This window comes from Cryobacterium glaciale, assembly GCF_004402535.1.
GTDB lineage: Bacteria > Actinomycetota > Actinomycetes > Actinomycetales > Microbacteriaceae > Cryobacterium > Cryobacterium glaciale.
On the sequence record NZ_SOEY01000019.1, the window covers coordinates 185958 to 204299 of the forward strand.

At 66.0% G+C, this 18342-nt stretch carries 18 protein-coding genes; 7 read left to right on the forward strand and 11 right to left on the reverse strand.

Annotation, left to right across the window (positions count from 1 at the left end):
• Positions 1-174 precede the first annotated feature (174 nt).
• Positions 175-1359, forward strand: a complete 1185-nt coding sequence (locus E3O06_RS10120) for an acetyl-CoA C-acetyltransferase (protein ID WP_134503260.1) — start codon at positions 175-177, stop codon at positions 1357-1359.
• 13 nt (positions 1360-1372) lie between these two features.
• Here E3O06_RS10120 and E3O06_RS10125 read toward each other — a convergent pair whose 3' ends face one another.
• Positions 1373-1732 (reverse strand): SHOCT domain-containing protein, encoded by a 360-nt coding sequence (locus E3O06_RS10125; RefSeq protein ID WP_241980057.1) that lies wholly within the window; start codon positions 1730-1732, stop codon positions 1373-1375.
• Between the two features lie 90 nt (positions 1733-1822).
• On the reverse strand, positions 1823-3202 hold the full coding sequence (locus E3O06_RS10130) for a M50 family metallopeptidase (protein WP_134503261.1): 1380 nt from the start codon (positions 3200-3202) through the stop codon (positions 1823-1825).
• Between the two features lie 108 nt (positions 3203-3310).
• Here E3O06_RS10130 and E3O06_RS10135 point away from each other — a divergent pair, with 108 nt between their 5' ends.
• Both E3O06_RS10135 and E3O06_RS10140 read left to right on the forward strand, forming a co-directional pair.
• A complete protein-coding gene (locus E3O06_RS10135; protein ID WP_241980059.1) occupies positions 3311-4591 on the forward strand; it encodes a serine/threonine-protein kinase in 1281 nt (426 codons plus the stop codon).
• On the forward strand, positions 4588-5115 hold the full coding sequence (locus E3O06_RS10140; RefSeq protein ID WP_134503263.1) for a hypothetical protein: 528 nt from the start codon (positions 4588-4590) through the stop codon (positions 5113-5115). The genes E3O06_RS10135 and E3O06_RS10140 overlap by 4 nt, the downstream gene beginning before the upstream one ends.
• Positions 5116-5152: 37 nt before the next feature.
• On the opposite strand, the gene dxr is transcribed toward E3O06_RS10140, so the two are convergent.
• Positions 5153-6235, reverse strand: a complete 1083-nt coding sequence (gene dxr, locus E3O06_RS10145; RefSeq protein ID WP_134503264.1) for a 1-deoxy-D-xylulose-5-phosphate reductoisomerase — start codon at positions 6233-6235, stop codon at positions 5153-5155.
• 200 nt (positions 6236-6435) lie between these two features.
• Here dxr and E3O06_RS10150 point away from each other — a divergent pair, with 200 nt between their 5' ends.
• A complete protein-coding gene (locus E3O06_RS10150) occupies positions 6436-7119 on the forward strand; it encodes a lysophospholipid acyltransferase family protein (protein WP_134503361.1) in 684 nt (227 codons plus the stop codon).
• Positions 7120-7172: 53 nt separating this feature from the next.
• On the forward strand, positions 7173-8519 hold the full coding sequence (locus E3O06_RS10155; RefSeq protein ID WP_134503265.1) for an aminotransferase class III-fold pyridoxal phosphate-dependent enzyme: 1347 nt from the start codon (positions 7173-7175) through the stop codon (positions 8517-8519).
• Positions 8520-8526: 7 nt separating this feature from the next.
• Here E3O06_RS10155 and E3O06_RS10160 read toward each other — a convergent pair whose 3' ends face one another.
• The 3 genes from E3O06_RS10160 to E3O06_RS10170 form a co-directional block, all read right to left on the reverse strand.
• On the reverse strand, positions 8527-9741 hold the full coding sequence (locus tag E3O06_RS10160; protein ID WP_134503266.1) for a hypothetical protein: 1215 nt from the start codon (positions 9739-9741) through the stop codon (positions 8527-8529).
• Positions 9738-10088 carry a PadR family transcriptional regulator gene (locus E3O06_RS10165; RefSeq protein WP_134503267.1) on the reverse strand — a complete coding sequence of 117 codons (351 nt, stop codon included), beginning with the start codon at positions 10086-10088 and terminating at the stop codon, positions 9738-9740. The genes E3O06_RS10160 and E3O06_RS10165 overlap by 4 nt, the downstream gene beginning before the upstream one ends.
• A 229-nt stretch (positions 10089-10317) precedes the next feature.
• A complete protein-coding gene (locus tag E3O06_RS10170; RefSeq protein ID WP_134503268.1) occupies positions 10318-10800 on the reverse strand; it encodes an OsmC family protein in 483 nt (160 codons plus the stop codon).
• Positions 10801-10889: 89 nt separating this feature from the next.
• On the opposite strand from E3O06_RS10170, the gene gabT reads away from it, so the two are divergent.
• On the forward strand, positions 10890-12281 hold the full coding sequence (gabT, locus tag E3O06_RS10175) for a 4-aminobutyrate--2-oxoglutarate transaminase (protein WP_134503269.1): 1392 nt from the start codon (positions 10890-10892) through the stop codon (positions 12279-12281).
• Between the two features lie 4 nt (positions 12282-12285).
• A complete protein-coding gene (locus tag E3O06_RS10180) occupies positions 12286-13278 on the forward strand; it encodes an asparaginase (protein ID WP_134503270.1) in 993 nt (330 codons plus the stop codon).
• On the opposite strand, the gene E3O06_RS10185 is transcribed toward E3O06_RS10180, so the two are convergent.
• The 5 genes from E3O06_RS10185 to E3O06_RS10205 are packed head-to-tail and all read right to left on the reverse strand — an operon-like array spanning position 13275 to position 18309.
• Positions 13275-14159: a diacylglycerol/lipid kinase family protein gene (locus tag E3O06_RS10185; RefSeq protein ID WP_198415807.1), complete on the reverse strand. Its 885-nt coding sequence runs from the start codon at positions 14157-14159 to the stop codon at positions 13275-13277. The genes E3O06_RS10180 and E3O06_RS10185 overlap by 4 nt on opposite strands.
• Positions 14160-14172: 13 nt before the next feature.
• Positions 14173-14979: an ABC transporter permease gene (locus tag E3O06_RS10190; protein ID WP_174843221.1), complete on the reverse strand. Its 807-nt coding sequence runs from the start codon at positions 14977-14979 to the stop codon at positions 14173-14175.
• Positions 14976-15893, reverse strand: a complete 918-nt coding sequence (locus E3O06_RS10195) for an ABC transporter permease (protein ID WP_134503271.1) — start codon at positions 15891-15893, stop codon at positions 14976-14978. Before E3O06_RS10195 ends, E3O06_RS10190 begins: the two co-directional genes overlap by 4 nt.
• Positions 15894-15895: 2 nt before the next feature.
• On the reverse strand, positions 15896-17095 hold the full coding sequence (locus E3O06_RS10200) for an ABC transporter ATP-binding protein (RefSeq protein WP_134503272.1): 1200 nt from the start codon (positions 17093-17095) through the stop codon (positions 15896-15898).
• Positions 17095-18309 (reverse strand): ABC transporter substrate-binding protein, encoded by a 1215-nt coding sequence (locus E3O06_RS10205; protein WP_134503364.1) that lies wholly within the window; start codon positions 18307-18309, stop codon positions 17095-17097. Before E3O06_RS10205 ends, E3O06_RS10200 begins: the two co-directional genes overlap by 1 nt.
• Positions 18310-18342: the final 33 nt, after the last annotated feature.

An 18342-nucleotide genomic window follows, 5' to 3' on the forward strand; every position in this document is an offset into this window, starting at 1 on the left:
TGGTGCCAGGAGGTGCCGGGGAGGGACTACCAAGAAAACGACCCAAACATGACAGGTGGTTCAGGTATCAGGAATCTAGGGGCGATCGACGCTAGTGTCAAGGGTCAGGCGTAAACCGATACCCAGACGTGGCCAATATGCTGAATACCTCACCTCATTGACAAAGGAGTCCCGATGACCGAAAACGACGTCGTAATCCTGGCCGGATCACGCACCCCGCAGGGTCGCGTGAACGGGCAACTCTCGTCCCTCACCGCCGTTGACCTCGGCGCCGCCGCCATTGCCGGCGCTCTAGCGCGCGCCGGAGTGGCTCCGGAGCAGGTCGATTTCGTGCTCATGGGGCAGGTCCTGCAAGCCGGCTGCGGGCAAAACCCGGCCCGGCAGTCCAGCGTGGCTGCCGGCATCCCGTGGAATGTGCCGGCCGTAACGCTCAACAAGGTGTGTCTCTCTGGCCTGGCGGCGGTCATCGATGCCGCCCGTCTGGTGCGGCTCGGCGAGGCGGACGTGGTGGTGGCCGGTGGCCAGGAATCCATGTCGCGCGCTCCCCACCTGCTGCCGGGCTCCCGCCAGGGCTGGGCCTACGGAACGGTCTCCGCCCTCGACCACGCCGCCCACGACGGCCTCACCGATGCGTTCGACGGCCTCTCGATGGGTCTCTCCACCGAGCGTGCCAACGCGGAGCTCGGCCAGACCCGGCTCGAGCAGGACGAGATCGCCGCTGCCTCGCACCAGCGGGCCGCCGCCGCAGCCGCGAGCGACCTGTTCAGCGACGAGATCACCCCGATCAGTGTGCCGCAGCGCAAGGGCGAGCCCCGCCTGATCAGCACCGATGAGGGCGTCCGCGCCGAGAGCACGACCGAGACGCTCGGCCGGCTGCGCCCGGCCTTCGACCCGGCGGGAAGCATCACCGCCGGCAACGCCGCCCCCTTGAGCGACGGCGCGAGCGCGGTCGTCGTCACCAGCCGCGCCTGGGCCGAGAAGCACGGCCTGCCCTGGCTCGCCGTGATCGAGGCGAGCGGCCAGGTCGCCGGCCCCGACAACTCCCTGCACTCCCAGCCGGCCAATGCCATCCTGCACGCCCTCACCAGGCAGGGGTGGACTGCGGCCGACCTCGACCTGATCGAGATCAACGAGGCGTTCGCCTCGGTCGTGGCCCAGTCGTCGAAGGTGCTCGGGGTTTCCGCCGACGTCGTGAATATTCACGGCGGGGGCATCGCGATCGGTCACCCGATCGGGTCAAGCGGCGGGCGCGTGGCCCTGCATGCCGCGCTCGAACTGGCTCGGCGCGGCACCGGCAAGGCCGCCGTCGCACTGTGCGGCGGCGGCGGTCAGGGCGAGGCGCTGCTCCTGTCCCGGTAGCAGCAGTCTCCGGCTAGGCGGGCGGGGCCGGGGTATCCGGGCGGTTGGCTCGCAGCACTTCCAGCCGGGCGCGGTATTCCACCTCATCGATGTCGCCCTGGGCGAAGCGTTCGGCGAGGGTCTTCTCGGCGCTGCGGGCATCCGTTTGGCCCTGCCAGCCCGGGTGCCAGCCCTCCCCCATACTTCGACGCCACCGGCGACCGAAGATGGCGAACAATGCGGCGATTACGATGATCCAGAACAGCGGAATCAGCAGGAACCACCAGCCGAATCCGAAACCGTTGCCCATCATTCCGCCGTGGTCATAGTCGTCAGGGCCGGGTCGTGCCGCGAGCGCGGTCAGTAGGCCCGAATTCAATACCGTGGTCAACATGGGGGTCCTTTCGATCGACAACACCAGTGTTGTCGCCCAGCGACCTCGCCGCAGCTATCCGAGGTGTCGATTTGGTGACACCCGGACTGATCAGCCGAAGAGGTTGATCGGCTTGACGATGTCGGCGTAGATGAGCAGCAGGCTCATCCCACCGAGCAGAATCACGACCGCCAGCGTGAGCGGCATCAGCTTGGCCATATCGACCGGTCCAGGGTCGGGTCGCTTGAACAGCTTCGCGAAGAAGCGACGGATGCCCTCCCACAGCGCCCCGGCGACGTGGCCGCCGTCGAGGGGCAGCAGGGGAACCAGGTTGAACACGAACAGGGCGATATTGAGTGATCCGAGCAGCTGGAACATGCTCGCCACCTTGGACGCCACCGGGATCGTGTCGATGCTCGCGATCTCACCCGCAACCCGGCCGACACCGACCACACTGATCGGACCGTTCAGATCGCGCTCCCCCGGGCCGAAGGCGGCCTTCGCGACGGCCACGAGCCGGTCGGGCAGGTTGAGGATCATGTGCGCGACACTGCTGATGTTATCGCCGACTGCGGGCAGTACCGCGGCAGCCGGCTGCGGTACGAGTTCGCTCGCCGCGCCGATGCCGACGAAACCGACCTCTTCGGTCAGCAGAGCGCCGGAGGCATCCGTTTCGATCTTCTCCGCGGCGGTGTAGACGTAGCGTTCGGTGAGTTTGGGGGTGAGCGCAAGATCCACGTCAGCGCCGTCACGTTCGACAACAACGGCGAGGGTGCGGCCGGGGGCTGAACGGATGACGTCGGTCGACTGCTCCCAGCTGGTGATGGCGATTCCGCCGATGCTGACCAGGCGGTCACCAGGCTGCAATCCGGCGGCGGCACCCGGCGACGCTTCATCGGTGGCCTCACAGGTTTGCCGGTCGCTCGATGCCGGCAGCACGCACTCACTCACGCTGCCGATGGTCGTGCTGATCTGCGGGGTGCCGAATCCCATCAGCAGAACTGCGAACATCACGATCGCGATGAGCAGGTTCATGGTCGGCCCGCCGAGCATGATGATCACGCGCTTGTAGACGGGAAGCTGGTAGAACGCGCGGTGGTCTTCGCCGTCACCGATGGTCTCGGCGCTCGCTTGGCGGGCGTCGTCGACCAGGGTCGACAGGGCGCTCGCCTTCTTCTCCGGCGCGCCCTCCTGCACCATCTGATCGAAGAATCCGGTCGTGGTGCTGCGCGGAGCTCCGCCCTTCTTCGAGGGAGGGAACATGCCGATCATGGCGATATAACCACCGAGGGGCAGCGCCTTGACGCCGTACTCCGTCTCGCCCCTGGTGCGCGACCAGAGCGTTGGTCCGAAGCCGATCATGTACTGCGTTACTTTAACACCGAACAGCTTCGCGGGCAGCAGATGGCCGATTTCATGCAGGCCGATGGACACGGCAAGACCCACGACGACAATCGCGACACCCAGAATGAACAGCAGTACGGTTTCCACTGTCGTAGAGTAACCGCACCAAGCTGCAAACCGGCTGGCCGTGCAGCCGACCTCCCGAAGAGGGGATGCATGTGGTTTGCTAGAGGGCGGACGCACCAGGAGGTCCCCTTGTCCCACGAACCTGTTCCCACGCAGCAGCTGCCGGTACCACCACCGCTTGGCCCGGTCGGCAGCCTGCTCGCCGACCGCTTTTTGATCGCTAGCCTGATCGGCACCGGCGGGATGGCATCCGTTTATCGGGCGACCGACACCGCGCTCGGCCGCACCGTGGCTGTCAAACTCTTTCGGGCCGATGGTGGCGCATCCGAGCCCGAACGCCAGAGCGGCGAGATCGCCCTGCTCGCGAGCCTGAACCATTTCGCCCTGGTCACCCTGTTCGACGCCGGCACCACGACCGTCGAGGGCGTCCCGCGCACCTTCATCGTGATGGAACTCGTCGACGGCCCCGACCTGCGTACCCGCATCAGCGACGGCCCGGTGTCCAGCGTCGACGTGGCCGGCATGGGCGCCGACCTCGCCGAAGCGCTGCACTATGTGCACGAGCGCGGCATCATCCACCGGGACGTCAAACCGGCCAACGTGCTGTTGGCGCCGTCCGGTTTTCCCGGCCGCGGCATGCACGCCAAGCTCGCCGACTTCGGCATTGCCCGGCTCCTCGATGAAACCCGACTCACCGCGACCGGGTCGCTGCTGGGCACCGCGAGTTATCTCAGCCCCGAGCAGGCCCTCGGCGCCGCTATCGGTGCACCCACGGATGTCTACTCCCTCGGCCTGGTCCTGCTCGAGTGCCTCACCGGACTGCGGGCGTATCCGGGAACCGCTGTGGAGTCCGCGATGGCCCGTCTGCAGCGGCAGCCGGAGATTCCGAGCGCCCTCGGCCGGGACTGGTCCGAGTTACTCGCAGCCATGACCGCCCGCGATGCCGCCGACCGGCCCACCGCGGCCGAGGCATCCCTGCTGCTGCGCGCTCTCGCCACGGAGAGCGGCACGGAGAGCGGCACCGAGAGCGGCACCGCCACCGCGCCCACCCTTCTGCTGCCGGACCTGGCGCCCACGCTGCTGATGCCAGATGTGACCCCTGCGCCGACTGTGCTGCTGGCGGCGGCGGCCGATGCCGCTCCGACCGAGATTCTGAAAGCGGATGCTCCCGCCACCGCTCCTGCTGCCAGCACCGCGGTCCCGGTCAAGCCGCGCCACGCCGGGAGCCGGCGCGTGCCGGTCTTACTCGCCACCGGGATCACCGTGATCGCTCTCGCCGTCGCCGCCCTGCTCCTTCTGAACCCCGCCAAGAACACCGCCGACAACACCGTGGTGCCACCGAGCTATCCGGCCGTCGACGGCACGCTCGGCACCCACCTTCAAGAGCTGCAAGAAAGCGTGAACCCGTGATTCGACGCCATCGTCTGACCCTGATCGCGGCCGTCGCCGTCGGGTTCCTTCTGCCCTTGGCCGGCTGCACGGCAGACCCCGTCGACCTGCAGGCGGGTACCGCCGAGAGTCTGCAGGGTGAGATCCTGGAGATCAGTGAGGCTGCAGCCGCCGGGGACTTCGCGAGCGCTCAGTCGCTGCTCACGGCCATGCAGTCGAATCTGCGCACGGCTGCGGCTTCCGGCCAGGTCAGCGCCGAACGATCAGCAGCGATTCAGTCCGCGATCAACCTGGTTCGGGGCGACTTGAGCGTTGAAATCGATGCCGCCGTCGTTGCCGCCGAAGCCGCAGCGCAGGCAGCCGCAGCGGCAGCAGCCCTCGCCGAAAAGCAGAACGACGAAGACGCCGAGAAGAATGCCGAGCGGGCCCAGAAGGATGCGGAAGAGGCCAGGGAAGCCGCGAAAGACGCTGCGGAAGACGCCAAAAAAGCCAGGGAAGACTGCCTGGCGGACACGGACAAGGTCAAGGCGGGCGAGTGCAACTAGTGCGCGGGGTCAACCAGTACGTGGGTCAACTAGTTCGTTAGTTTGCCGAGATGAGCTTGTCGGCGGCGGCACGCGCCCACCGTTCGGCGTCGGCGAGCGACTCCCTGGTTAGCTCTGGGCCCTGTTCGTGGGATTCGACCACGCGCAGCACGGTGTCGACGATGTCCAGAAAACCGATGCGTCCGGCGTGAAAAGCAGCAACGGCCTGCTCATTGGCCGCGTTGAACACCGCTGGATAGGTGCCGCCCTTGCGACCGACCTTCTTGGCCAGTTCAACCGCCGGGAAAGCCGTGTCGTCGAGTGGTTCAAAGGTCCAGCTGTGCGGCACGGTCCAGTCGATCGGTGTGCCGACAGCGGCGACCCGATTCGGCCAGTCCAGTCCAAGGGAGATCGGCAGTCGCATGTCCGGGGGGCTTGCCTGCGCGATCGTCGATCCGTCAACGAATTCGACCATCGAGTGCACCACGGACTGCGGGTGCACGACGGCGTCGATGCGGTCGTATTCCACGTCGAACAGCAGGTGCGCCTCGATGATCTCCAGGCCCTTGTTGACGAGAGTCGCCGAGTTGGTGGTCACCACGAGTCCCATATTCCAGGTGGGGTGCGCGAGGGCCTGCGCTGGGGTGACCCGGGCCAGCTGCTCCCGGGTGAACCCACGAAACGGCCCACCGGATGCCGTCAGCACGAGTCGACGCACCTCGTGCGGGGTTCCGGCCAGCAATGCCTGCGCGATGGCGGAGTGTTCGGAATCGACGGGCACAATCTGCCCGGGAGCTGCAAGCGATTTCACCAGGTCACCGCCGACAATGAGCGATTCCTTATTAGCCAGCGCCAGGGTACGACCGGCCTTCAACGCGGCGAGCGTCGGCCCGAGACCGACCGAACCGGTGATGCCGTTCAGTACGACGTCGGCGTCGACGTCCCGCACGAGCTGCTCGGCAGCAGCCGCTCCTAAAGCGGTGTGCTCGACCTGAAAGTCGAGGGCCTGCGCATCGAGGAGTTCACGGTTGCTGCCGGCCGCGAGACCGACCACCTCGAACCGTTCGGGGTTGGCGCGAATGACGTCGAGGGCCTGGGTTCCGATCGAGCCCGTAGACCCGAGGATGATTACGCTCTGCACCCCTCCATGCTAGGTGCAGGGCGCGCGTGGCGTAGTGTCAACGGGTGACTGGTGCCAAAGCAGAACCCAAAGACGACGACGCAACCGACATCAGCGACAGCGATTCCACAGCCGTCCCTCGCGACGTTTCTACGGATCTGGTGGGCGAACCGGAACGGGTGAAGCGTCCGGGATTCGTCTATTTTCTCGGCTATGGCATCATGGCGCCCGTTGCCCGCGTCGTGTTTCGCCCGCGCATTCTGAATCGTGAGAACATTCCGGCCACCGGCCGGGTGATTCTGGCCAGCAACCATCTCTCGTTCATCGACAGCATCGTTATTCCGCTCGTCGCGACCCGGCGGGTGCAGTTTCTGGCGAAGTCGACCTATTTCACCGGAACCGGTTTCACCGGTTGGGTATCGCGCACGTTCTTCACCGCGATCGGCGCTATCGGAGTAGAACGCGGAGCCGGCCAGGCCGCTCAGGTCGCACTCGACGCCGGCCGGGCCGTGCTCGAGACCGAGGGCGCGTTCGCGATCTACCCGGAGGGCACCCGCTCCCTCGACGGCCGCCTCTATAAGGGCCGCACGGGCGTCGCTTGGCTCGCCCTCACCACGGGCGCGGTCGTCGTGCCGGTCGGTTTAATCGGCACCCAGGAAATTCAGCCCGTCGGCACCAAAGTGCCGCGCATCCGCAAGGTCACTGTCACTTTCGGTGAGCCGCTCGACCTCGGCCATCACGGCCCGGCCACCTCCGGCAAGGCCCGCCGCCAGGCAACGGATGAGATCATGGCGGCCATCCACCAGCTGTCCGGCCAGGAGTTGGCCAACGCCTACAACGAATCCCCACCGGTCGGCACTCTGAACCGTCTCGCCCAGCGGGTCTTTCCGCGCGAACGTCTGTAGTGGCTGCGCCTGGTGCGGTCGGCGGATCCAGCCGACCGTCCTAGGCTGGAGCAATGACTGCAACGTATTCGGTGCCCCAGAAACGCAAGCTCGTAACGGCTCTTCCCGGCCCCAAGTCGGTTGAACTGCAGGCCAGGCGTGAGAAGACGGTTGCCCGCGGCGCCGGAACCCTCGCCAACATATACATGGACCACGGTGCCGGCGCGATCCTGGTCGACGTCGACGGCAACCAGATCATCGACCTCGGCTGCGGTATCGGGGTGACCACGATCGGTCACGCGCATCCGGATGTCGCGGCCGCGGCATCCGCTCAGGCGGCGAAACTGACCCACACCCTGTTTACGGTCACGCCCTACGAGAACTACGTCGCGGTGGCCGAGAAGCTCGCCGAGATCACCCCCGGTGACTTCGAGAAGCACTCGGTACTCGTCAATACCGGCGCTGAAGCGGTAGAGAACGCGGTGAAGATCGCCCGCAAATTCACCGGGCGCCGCGCCATTGTGGCCCTCGACCACGCCTTCCACGGTCGCACGAACCTAACCATGACGATGACCTACCGGCCCTGGCCGGAGCGCGCCGGAATGGGCCCGTTTCCCGGTGAGATCTACAGCGTGCCGACGAGCTACCCGTTCCGCGACGGCCTGAGCGGGCTGGAAGCGGCCGAGAAGACCATCGATTACATCAACACGCACATCGGCGCGACCGAGGTCGCGGCGTTCTTCGTCGAGCCGATCCAGGGCGACGGCGGCATCGTCATTCCCGCGCCCGGCTACTTCAAGCGCATCCGCGAATTCTGCACCGAGAACGGCATCGTGTTCGTTGCCGATGAAATTCAGGCCGGCATTGCCCGCACCGGGCTCTGGTACTCGATCGAGCACCACGACGTCGTGCCCGACCTCGTCACCACGGCCAAGGGCATCGCCGGTGGATTCCCGCTGGCCGCCGTCACCGGCCGCGCCGACATCATGGATTCCGTGCAGCCCGGCGGCATCGGCGGCACCTTCGGCGGCAACCCGGTCTCGACCGCTGCCGCCCTCGCGGTGTTCAACCTGATCGAGCGGGATGACCTGCTCGGCGAGGCTAAGCGGGTGGAGGCCGCGCTCTGGGCGCGTATCGGTGACTGGGCCGAGAAGTTCTCCATCGTCGGCGAAGTGCGCGGCAAGGGCGCGATGTTCGGTGTCGAGCTCGTGCACCCCGGCACCAAAAAGCCCTACCCAGAAGCCCTCACCGCCGTGATCAAGCACGCCACCACAAACGGCGTCATTGCGCTGGATGCCGGCAGCTGGGATTCCGTGCTGCGCATCATGCCCAGTGTCGTGATCTCCGACGAGCTCATCGACGACGCAGCGACGGTGCTCGAAGAGGCCCTCACCGCTCTCGTCTCCGCCTACCCCGCGTAGCCAGGTCCTAGTCCTCGGCGTCGCCGGCCCCGACCCAGTCCGTGATGTCGACGGAGTGGGTCGGCGGCAGGTCGATGGCCGACGGGCTGATGACCGCGAACACGCCGGCCGTCATTGTTCGGCTACCGGTGCGGCGGATGCTGTCGGCTCCGGTACCGGCGTGGGCGACGGCGTGGGCGACGGCTCCCCCCGCTTCGGGTGCCTGCACCAGCGGCTGCACCTGGGCGAACGGGAACGGCGCGGGCGCGGCATCCGTTTGGTGGGCCTGCCCGAAAACATCGACCGTGTAGTCGATGTCCGTTGACGATACCTGGCGCAAGGGGAATACGTTCCAGCCACTTCCCCCCGGCACCAACAGGCTCGGTACGACCACGTCCTGCTCGTCGGTCGCATTTATCGGGGCCAGGTAATTTGTGTTGGCCGGGTCATTGACCACGTTGAGCGCGCGCCCGTCCTGGTCGAACAGCTGCACGTCACGAAGCGGCTGGCCATCCGCGTCATACGCGAATAGGTTGGTCACTTCCTGGCCGTTTTGTATGAGTCCCTGCGAGACGTACGGGTCGTAGTCTCCGTTCCCGTTGGCGTTTGCACTGGCCAGCGCACGAGCCTGATTCGCCGTGGCAATCAGCATCAGCGGCAGCACGATGACCGCGCACACGCTGACCACGGAGCGAAAGCCGGGCAGCCAGCGCCAGGGCAGCCACCGGCCGCGCCCCCATTGCACGCTCAGAACCACGAAGGCCGCGAGCGCGAGAGCGCGCACGGGGTTGGTCGGCATGGTGCTGATCGCGCCGCCCACAAAGACCTCCGCGACCGCATAGACCACCCAGCCGCGCAGCACCCACCACAGCGGGCGCAGCACGAGCAGAAAGTCGAGCACCGCAGCACCCGCCGCACTCGAGCGGATGCGCCGGGCCGCGCCCGCCCGCACCGCACCAACCCGAGTGCGCAGCCGGCGCAGCCACGGCAATCGAACCGTGGGGCTCGTTCTTCGTACAGGAAGCCCGGCCGCGCTGCGCAGCTCCTCGGCGTAGGCGACCGGATCACCGAGCTCGAAGCCAGGCGCGGCCGAGTCGACGGCCTCGACGTCGGCCGCCTGCTCCGTCAGGTCTGCTTCGAGCCCATCGGTGAGGTCGTCGATCTCGTCGTCCGGCAGATCGCTCAGGGCGCCCCGAACGGCCAGCGCGAAGTCGTGAATGGACTGGGTGGCTGTGTCGCTCATGAGTTGGCCCCGATCGTGGGTGTGCGCTGCGGATTATCGAGCAGCTGGGTGAGGGTGTCGGCAAAGTGGGTCCAGTTCGCGCGCTGTTCGGCGAGCATGGCGCGGCCATGCGGGTTCATTCCGTAGTACTTGCGGTGCGGCCCGCCATCCGACGGCACGACGTAGCTCGACAATGCTCCCGCGCTGTACAGCCGCCGCAGGGTGCCGTAGACCGAGGCATCTCCCACCTCATCGAGCCCGGCAGCGCGCAACCGGCGCACGATGTCATAGCCGTAACCGTCGTCATCGACGATCACGGCCAGAACGGCCATGTCGAGCACCCCCTTGAGTAACTGGGTGGTATCCATGGCATCCCCTTCGGTCGGTCAGGGCGCTCACACACGCCTCTAACGGACCCCACACTACTATGCAAACCGCACTACCGCGCCATGCGTAATTTCGATCACCCGTGCCGAGCCGTGAGTTTCGGGCGCCGACCCGTGAGTTTCGGGCCATTTCCACTCCAGAATTGCCTCACACTCACGGCTCGGCGTTGCGATGCGCCTCAAACTCACGCCGCGGCGCGGCGCGAAGTGATCAGACGGTGGTGACCGGCTCGTGCCCGACCGGAAAGTTCATCGACGCTGCGATGAAGCATTCGCGGGCCGCCTCCGCGTGCAGCGACTGCGCGAATTCCACCTGGGTCGGGTCGGTGATGGTCACGCGGGGGCGCAGGGTAGCGGATGCGAAACTGCCTCCGCCGGCCGGAAGCTGCCGCAACATGCCGATTGCGGAATCGGTGTAGGCCACGACCGTCACACCGTTCCGCACGGCCACATGCAGGTAGGCCAGCATGTGGCATTGGCTGAGCGCGGCGAGCAGCAGCTCCTCCGGGTTCCACCGTTCGGCATTGCCGTGAAAGGTCGGGTCGCTCGAGCCCTTGATGACGGCCTTGTCCTCGGCACCCTTGCCGAGCGGAGTGATCGTGTGCTGCCGCCCGTAGGCACGGTAGCTGCTCGTTCCGGTGCCCTGATTGCCCGTCCAGTCCACCCGTACCGCGTAATTGTGCTCGCCGATCATGGTTCCCCCTCGAAAATCGCTGTCTCGTCCGTCAATTCTGACAGCACAACCAGCGTCGTGGGGAATGGGATCGGTAAAGTGGATGCATCATGACTGACACCCTCACAAACTCTGCCACCGCTGCCGCCACGACCACGTACTCCGTCGCGCAAGAACGAAAGATCGTGACCGCGATTCCCGGTCCGATCTCGGCGGCGTTGCAGGAGCGGCGCCGAGCCGTCGTCTCCGACGGCGTCAGCTCCATGCTTCCGGTCTACATTGCCAAGGCCAACGGGGCGATCCTCGTCGATGTTGACGGCAACCAGTTCATCGACCTCGGTGCCGGAATCGGCGTGACCACGGTCGGCCACACTGAGACCAGCGTTGTTGCCGCGGCCATCGAACAGTCCCGGGACTTCATCCACACCCTGTTCACCGTCACCCCTTACGAAGAATACGTGCGCGTTGCCGAGCTGCTCGCCGAACACACCCCTGGTGATTTCCCGAAGAAGAGCGTACTCATCAACTCCGGTGCCGAAGCCGTCGAGAACGGCGTGAAGATCGCCCGCAAGTACACCGGACGTCGCGCCGTCGCAGTACTTGACCACGCCTACCACGGCCGAACCGTGCTGACCATGGCTATGAACTACAAGGCCATGCCCTATGCCACCGGCTACGGTCCCCTCGCGAGCGACGTCTATCACGCCCCGAGCTCCTACCCGTACCACGATGGCCTGACCGGTGTAGAGGCCGCCGCCCGCACCATCGCCTACCTCGACAAGGTGGTCGGGGCATCCGATCTGGCCTGTCTCGTCGTCGAGCCCATCCAGGGTGAGGGCGGTTTCATGGTGCCAGCGGATGGCTACCTGCCCGCCCTGCAGGAATGGTGCACCGCGAACGGCGTCGTCATGATCGCCGATGAGATTCAGAGCGGCATGGCCCGCTCGGGCAAGTACTTCGCGAGCGAGCACTTCGGTTGGATCCCCGACCTCGTGCTCAGCGCCAAGGGCATTGCCGGCGGCTTTCCGCTCGCCGCCGTCACCGGCCGCGCCGAAATCATGGATGCCTCCCAGCCCGGCGGCCTCGGCGGCACCTTCGGTGGCAACCCGGTTTCGTGCGCCGCTGCGATCGCCGTCTTCGAGGCGATCGAGGCGAACGACCTGCTCGGCGAGGCGCAGCGCATCGAGCGGTCGCTCACTGCCGGCCTGACCGCGCTCAAGAACAAGTACAACATCATCGGCGAGATTCGCGGCCACGGCGCCATGATGGCGATCGAGCTCGTGCAGCCGGGTACCGGCGACGGCGAGAAGGCGCCCAACGCCGCCGCGGTGAGCGCCATTTCGACCTACGCCGGCCAGCACGGCGTGTTGCTGCTCACCGCCGGAACCTCCGGCAATGTGCTGCGCTTCCTGCCGAGCCTCGCGCTGTCCGATGCGCTCATCGTCGACGCCCTCTCGGTGATCGACGACGCCATGGCCGCGCTCACTACGTCGTCGCACTGACGCCGTGACGGAAACGTTCACGGTCGACGATTCCGTCGAGCTCGCCGTCATTGAGCGCAGCGGCTTTGTCGAGTCCCGCCACGCCGGTTCGGCGATCGTGCTCGGTACCAACGGTGAGGTGTTGCGCTCTCTCGGCGACGTGACCAGTCCGGTCTTTCCGCGCTCGGCCATGAAACCATTCCAGGCCGTTGCGGTCATGGCGAGCGGCGTGGCCCTGCGGGGAGCGGATGCTGCCATCGCCACCGCGAGCCACAGCGGCACGGCAGCCCACATCGATCTCGTTCGCGGGCTCCTCTCCCGCGCCGGAGTGCCAGAGACGGCCCTCGCCTGCCCGGCGGCCTGGCCGATCGACTCGGCCGCCCGCGACACTCTGGTGCGTCTCGGTGCCGGCAAGGCACCGGTCTACATGGAGTGCTCGGGCAAGCACGCGGCGATGCTCGTGGCGTGCCAGCAGAACGGCTGGGCGCTGGCGGGTTATCTGGAGCCGGCGCATCCGCTGCAGAAACGCATCCTCGACGTGCTCGAACGTTTCACGGGCGAACGACCGGTGGCTTCAGGAATCGATGGGTGCGGCGCTCCGGTGCACGCGATCTCCCTCACCGGGCTCGCCCGCGGCATAGCGCGCATCGCCACGAGCAAGTCCAACTCACCGTTTGCGATCTACCGCGAGGCCGGTTTTCTCGCTGAAGCGGTGCGCGCCAATGGGTGGGTCGTGGCCGGCCCCGGCCACTCGGACAGCATCGTGATCGACCGCCTCGGTCTGTTCATGAAGGGCGGTGCGGAGGGCATCATGGTCGCCGCCGCCGAGAATGGCACGACCGTGGCGCTGAAAATCCTCGACGGCAACCTGCGCGCCGCCGCGGCAGTCGCACTGAGCCTACTGGCCGACGCGGGTGCTATCGCGCGAACGGATGTCGCCGAGGTACTGCCCGAGCTCGGCCTCACTGTCACCGGCGGTGGCCAGCCAGTCGGCGAGATTCGCGCGAGCTACGTCTAGTCGGTGAGTGCGGGCGGCGCGATCACGGAGAGCGCGCCCGGCCTCACCCGTGCACCGACCGGAAGAGGTCCGACGCGGTCGCCGTCGGCGTAGGCATCGACCGGCCCGGTCGAGTCGATCGTCACCACCCGCCCGGTCTGCACGGTGACTTCGGGCAGCAGCAGGTGCGTGCCGCTGTAGATCATGCGCAACGCTTTGAGTAGTCGCGAGCGGCCGGCCGCCGCGAAGACGACGATGTCAAGCAGGCCGTCGTCCAACCGGGCCGAGGGCGCCACGTGCATGCCCGAGCCGTAATAGCCCGAATTCGCCACGATCACGGTGTGCGCGCTGATACTCCGGCTCACGCCGTCGACCACGATGCGATAGTCGGTCGAACGGTGAGTGGCGATCGCCCAGACGGCTGCGACCGGATATTGCAGCCCGACCGGCAGTTGGTGGAACCGATTGACGAGTTTCGAGGTCAGCGAGTCAATGCCGGCGTAGAGACTCCCCACCACGATCTGACCGTCAACGTCGATCACATCGATGGAACGCACCGGCCCGGTCAGGAGCAGAGCGGCCACCGACGCCGCATCGTTAGGAATACCGAGCTGTCGTGCAAAATCGTTGCCCCGGCCCACCGGAACCAGGCCGAGGATTCCCCTCGCCGCCAGGATCGAGCCGGCCACAGATCCGACCGTGCCGTCGCCGCCGACCGCGACGACGACGCTGCCGCGCGTGGCAGCCGCGGTGGCAACCTGGCAGCCGTGCTCGGCACTCCGGGTGTGGGTCACAGTCACGGCCGCTCCGGCCTCACGCAGGTGCCGGGCAACCTCGATGCCCCGACCGGCGGCTGAGGGCTGGCCGGCTGCCGGGTTGATCAGCAGATCGAAGGTTCTCACGGGGCCGAAACGGTCAGCTGAGCTTGGCCAGACGCCGCGCCTTGGCCGCTCCTGATACCTGCACCGTCACGACCACGATGATCGCGATGATAAACACCATCGAGGCGAGAACGTTCGCTTCCGCCGGAATGCCGCGCGCCGCCGAAATGTAGATGTATTTCGGAAACGTCGACACCGCGCCGGAGTTGAAGTTGGTGATGATGAAGTCATCGAACGACAACGCGAACGACAGTAGCGCGGCCGCCAGAATGCCGGGCAGCAGCAGCGGGAACGTGATCCGAGCGAACACCTGCGCCGCCGAACCGTAGAGGTCCCGACCGGCCTCTTCCAGCGCCGGGTCGAGGCTCGCGACGCGTGCCTTGACCGTGACCACGACGAAGCTGATGCAAAACATGGTGTGCGCGAGGATGATCGTCAGCATGTCCTTTGGCACGCCCACCGACAGGAACTGGGCCGCGAGGCCGGCCCCGAGCACGACCTCTGGGGTGGCCATCGGCAGGAACAGGAGCAGGCTGGTCTGCGAGCGAAATTTGAACCGATAGCGCACGATGGCGATCGCGATCATGGTGCCGAGGGTGGTCGCCGCGACCGTGGCGACGGCTCCGATGAACAGGCTGTTGCCGAAGGCCTGGCAGACGGCTCCGTTTTGCACGTTGCACACGTTCAGCCACTTGTCGAAGGTAAAGCCCTGCCAGGTGATGTTCGATTTGAGGGAGTCGTTGAAGGAGTAGACGAAGGTGTAGCCGATGGGGATCATGAGGAACAGCAGGGCGAGGCCGCTGTAGACGGGCAGCAACCATTTGCCGAGGGAGAGTTTCACAGCAGGTCCTCCGTTCCGGATCGTTTGACGTAGATACTCACGATCACGAGGATCACGGTCATCAGGATGATCGACAGGGCCGCGGCGGCGGGAAAGTTTTGCAGGACCAGAAAGTTGGCCTCGATGACGTTACCCATCATCTGGGTGCCGGTACCTCCGAGGAAGTCCCGGCTGGCGTTGATGTAGTCGCCAGCGGCCGGGATGAAGGTGAGCAGGGTTCCCGCCACGATGCCGGGCATCGACAGCGGAATCGTGACCTTGCGGAACACGTGGAACGGGCTCGCATAGAGATCATTGCCGGCTTCGAGGTAGCGCAGGTCGAGCCGCTCCAGGGTCGTGTACAGGGGCAGCGTCATGAACGGGATGAAGTTGTAGGTCAGGCCGAAAATCACCGAGAAAGCCGTTCCGGTCACGTGGGCTTCCGGCCCGAGCAGCGACAGCGCCTTCAGCGACTGGACGACGAAGGACTCGTCCGAGAACAGCTGCTTCCAGGCCAGGGTGCGCAGCAGGAAGCTGATGAAGAAGGGCGCGATCACGAGCACGAGCATGAGGCTCTGCAACAGCGGCCACCTGCGGGCCTTCACCCCGATGAAATAGGCCAGCGGGTAGCTGATCAGCAGCGCGAAAAACGTTGCGGCAAGCGCATAGCCGAACGATCGCGCGATGTGCGGCCAGTAGGTCGTGACGACCTCGACGTAGTTCTGCCAGCGAAAAGCGTAATCGAACTGGCCGATGTCGCCGAATTCCCGCGGTGCCTGAAACGACGTCAGAAGCAGCGACACGAGCGGGGTGAGAAAGAACAGCACCAGATAGAGGATGCCCGGCAACAGCAGGAACAACGCAACCGGACTGCGGCGCCGAGCGACTGGATCGGTCGACGGCGCGGCCTGGGACGAGAATGCGGCGAAGGCCACAGTTACGCCTCCTCGAGCTCCGTGAGCAGCGACGACCGTCGCTGCTGTGCGATGGTCTTGGTGTCCAGGTCCGCCTCGAACCGCGGGGCATCAGCTGGATCGTCGTCGAGACCGAAGCCGTGGTCGACGTTCCAGCTGAGCCAAACTTCAGCACCGACATGCGCGGCCGGGCCGAAGGCCATGTTCTGGGCGAACACGACCAGGGTTCCCACTCCGGGCACGGCCACGAGGTATTGCGTGCTGACCCCGCTGAACGACACGTCGATGACTTTGCCCGGGCCCATCACGTTGCGCCCGGCATCGTGGGTCGGCGCTGCGGCGTGCAGGGTGAGTTTTTCGGGACGCACCCCGATCGTGACCTCGCCCGACAGCCGGTGCGCGCGCTCCAGCGGCACCACGATCTTCTGTCCGGAGACGTCGACGGCGATGGCGGTGCTCGTCGTGGAGACGACCGGCCCGGTGAACAGGTTGGACTGGCCGAGGAAATTCGCGACGAACGCGGTCCTGGGCAGTTCGTAGAGTTGCTGCGGTTCACCCATCTGCTCGATGCGACCCTTGTTCATGACAGCGATGGTGTCGGCCATGGTCATGGCCTCCTCCTGGTCGTGGGTCACGTGCAGAAAGGTGAGGCCGACCTCGTCCTGGATGGTCTTCAACTCGAGCTGCATTTGACGTCGGAGTTTGAGGTCAAGTGCCCCGAGCGGCTCGTCGAGCAGGAGCAGCGCCGGCCGGTTGACGATGGCGCGGGCCAGCGCGACCCGCTGCTGCTGGCCGCCGGAGAGCTGCTGTGGTTTGCGGTGCGCGAGGTGATCGAGCTCTACCAGCAGCAGCGCCTCGTGGGCCTTGGCCACCGGGTCGGCGATCTTGCGTCGACGCAGCCCGAATGCCACGTTTTCCAGCACGGTCATGTGGGGAAAGAGAGCATAGCTCTGGAACACGGTGTTGACCGGGCGCTGGAAGGATTTCTGAGTCGTCACATCCGTTCCCCCGATGAGGATGCGACCGCTCGTGGGTTCTTCCAGCCCGGCAACGAGCCGCAGCGTGGTCGTCTTGCCGCAACCAGAGGGGCCGAGCAGGGCGAAGAACGACCCGGCCGGAATGGTGAGGTTGAGATTTTCGATGGCGGTGAACCCGGGGAAACGTTTCTCGATGCCGACCAGTTCCAGGTCAGCGCCGCGATCGGCGAACGCACCGACGGCCATCAGGCTGCGCCCAGCAGGATCGCCTGGAACTGCGCGTTAAAGGTCTGTTCCTCGGTGCCGTCGAGGCCACGGAAGACGTAGGCGTTGGCAAGGGTGGCCTCGTCTGGAAAGATCAGGGGATCTTCGGCCAGGGTCGGGTCGATGGCCAGCATGGCTTCCTTGGCGCCGACAACGGGGGTGATGTAGTTGACGTACGCGGCGACCTCCGCGGCGACGGCCGGGTCGTAGTAGTAGTTGATGAGCTCTTCAACGTTCTTCTTGCCGGGCGAACCGATCGGCACCACGAAGTTGTCGTTCCAGAGCGTGCCGCCCTTTTCGGGAACGACGAACCCCCACTTGTCCCCGTTTTCGGCGTTCAGCTGCACGATATCGCCGGACCAGACGATCGCGGCGAGGGTGTCCTCGTTGGCGAGGTCTTCCTTGTAGGAGTTGCCCTTGATGTTGCGGATCTGGCCGTCGGAGACCTGCTTCTTGAACTCGTCGATGGCAGCGGTGAATTCCTCTTCGCCCCAGGTGCCGGAGATGTCGACGCCCTGGTCGAGCATGATCAGGCCCATCGTGTCACGCATTTCGGAGAGCACCCCCACACGACCCTTCAGTTCCGGCGCCCACAGGTCTTCGACGGAGGTCAGACCCTGCGGATACTTTTCCTTGTTCCAGGCCAGGCCGGCGAACCCGCCCTGCCACGGCACGCTCATGGCGCGACCCGGGTCGAAGTCGACGTCCTGCAAGGAGGGCAGAAGGTTGGCGAGGTTGGGGATGTTAGCGTGGTCGAGTTCCTGGGTGTAGCCGAACCGAATCATACGACTGACCATCCAGTCGGTCAGGCACACGGCGTCGGCGCCGATGTCCTGGCCGAGGGCGAGCTGGTCTTTCACCTTGCCGTAGTACGAGTTGTTGTCGTCGACGGCTTCGGTGTACTTGACCGAGATGCCGGTCTGCGCCTTGAACGCGTCAAGGGTGGGGTAGTTGCCGGCGTCGTCGACGTCGACGTAGAGCGCCCAGTTGTCCCAACGAATGATTTTATCCGTCGCTGACGTATCGGCGGCGGCAGTGGGTTTGACCGCGGCACCGGAGGAGCACGCGGCGAGAGCGAGCGCAGTGGCACCGGCACCGGCACCGGCCAGGAGAGTGCGACGGCCCATCTGGGCGTTCTGCGCCTGGCGGATGAGTTGGCGGATCATGGGATCGGCGGGCAGCGGCTTGGACTTCATCATGGTTCTCCTAGCATTCTGGGCACGCACACG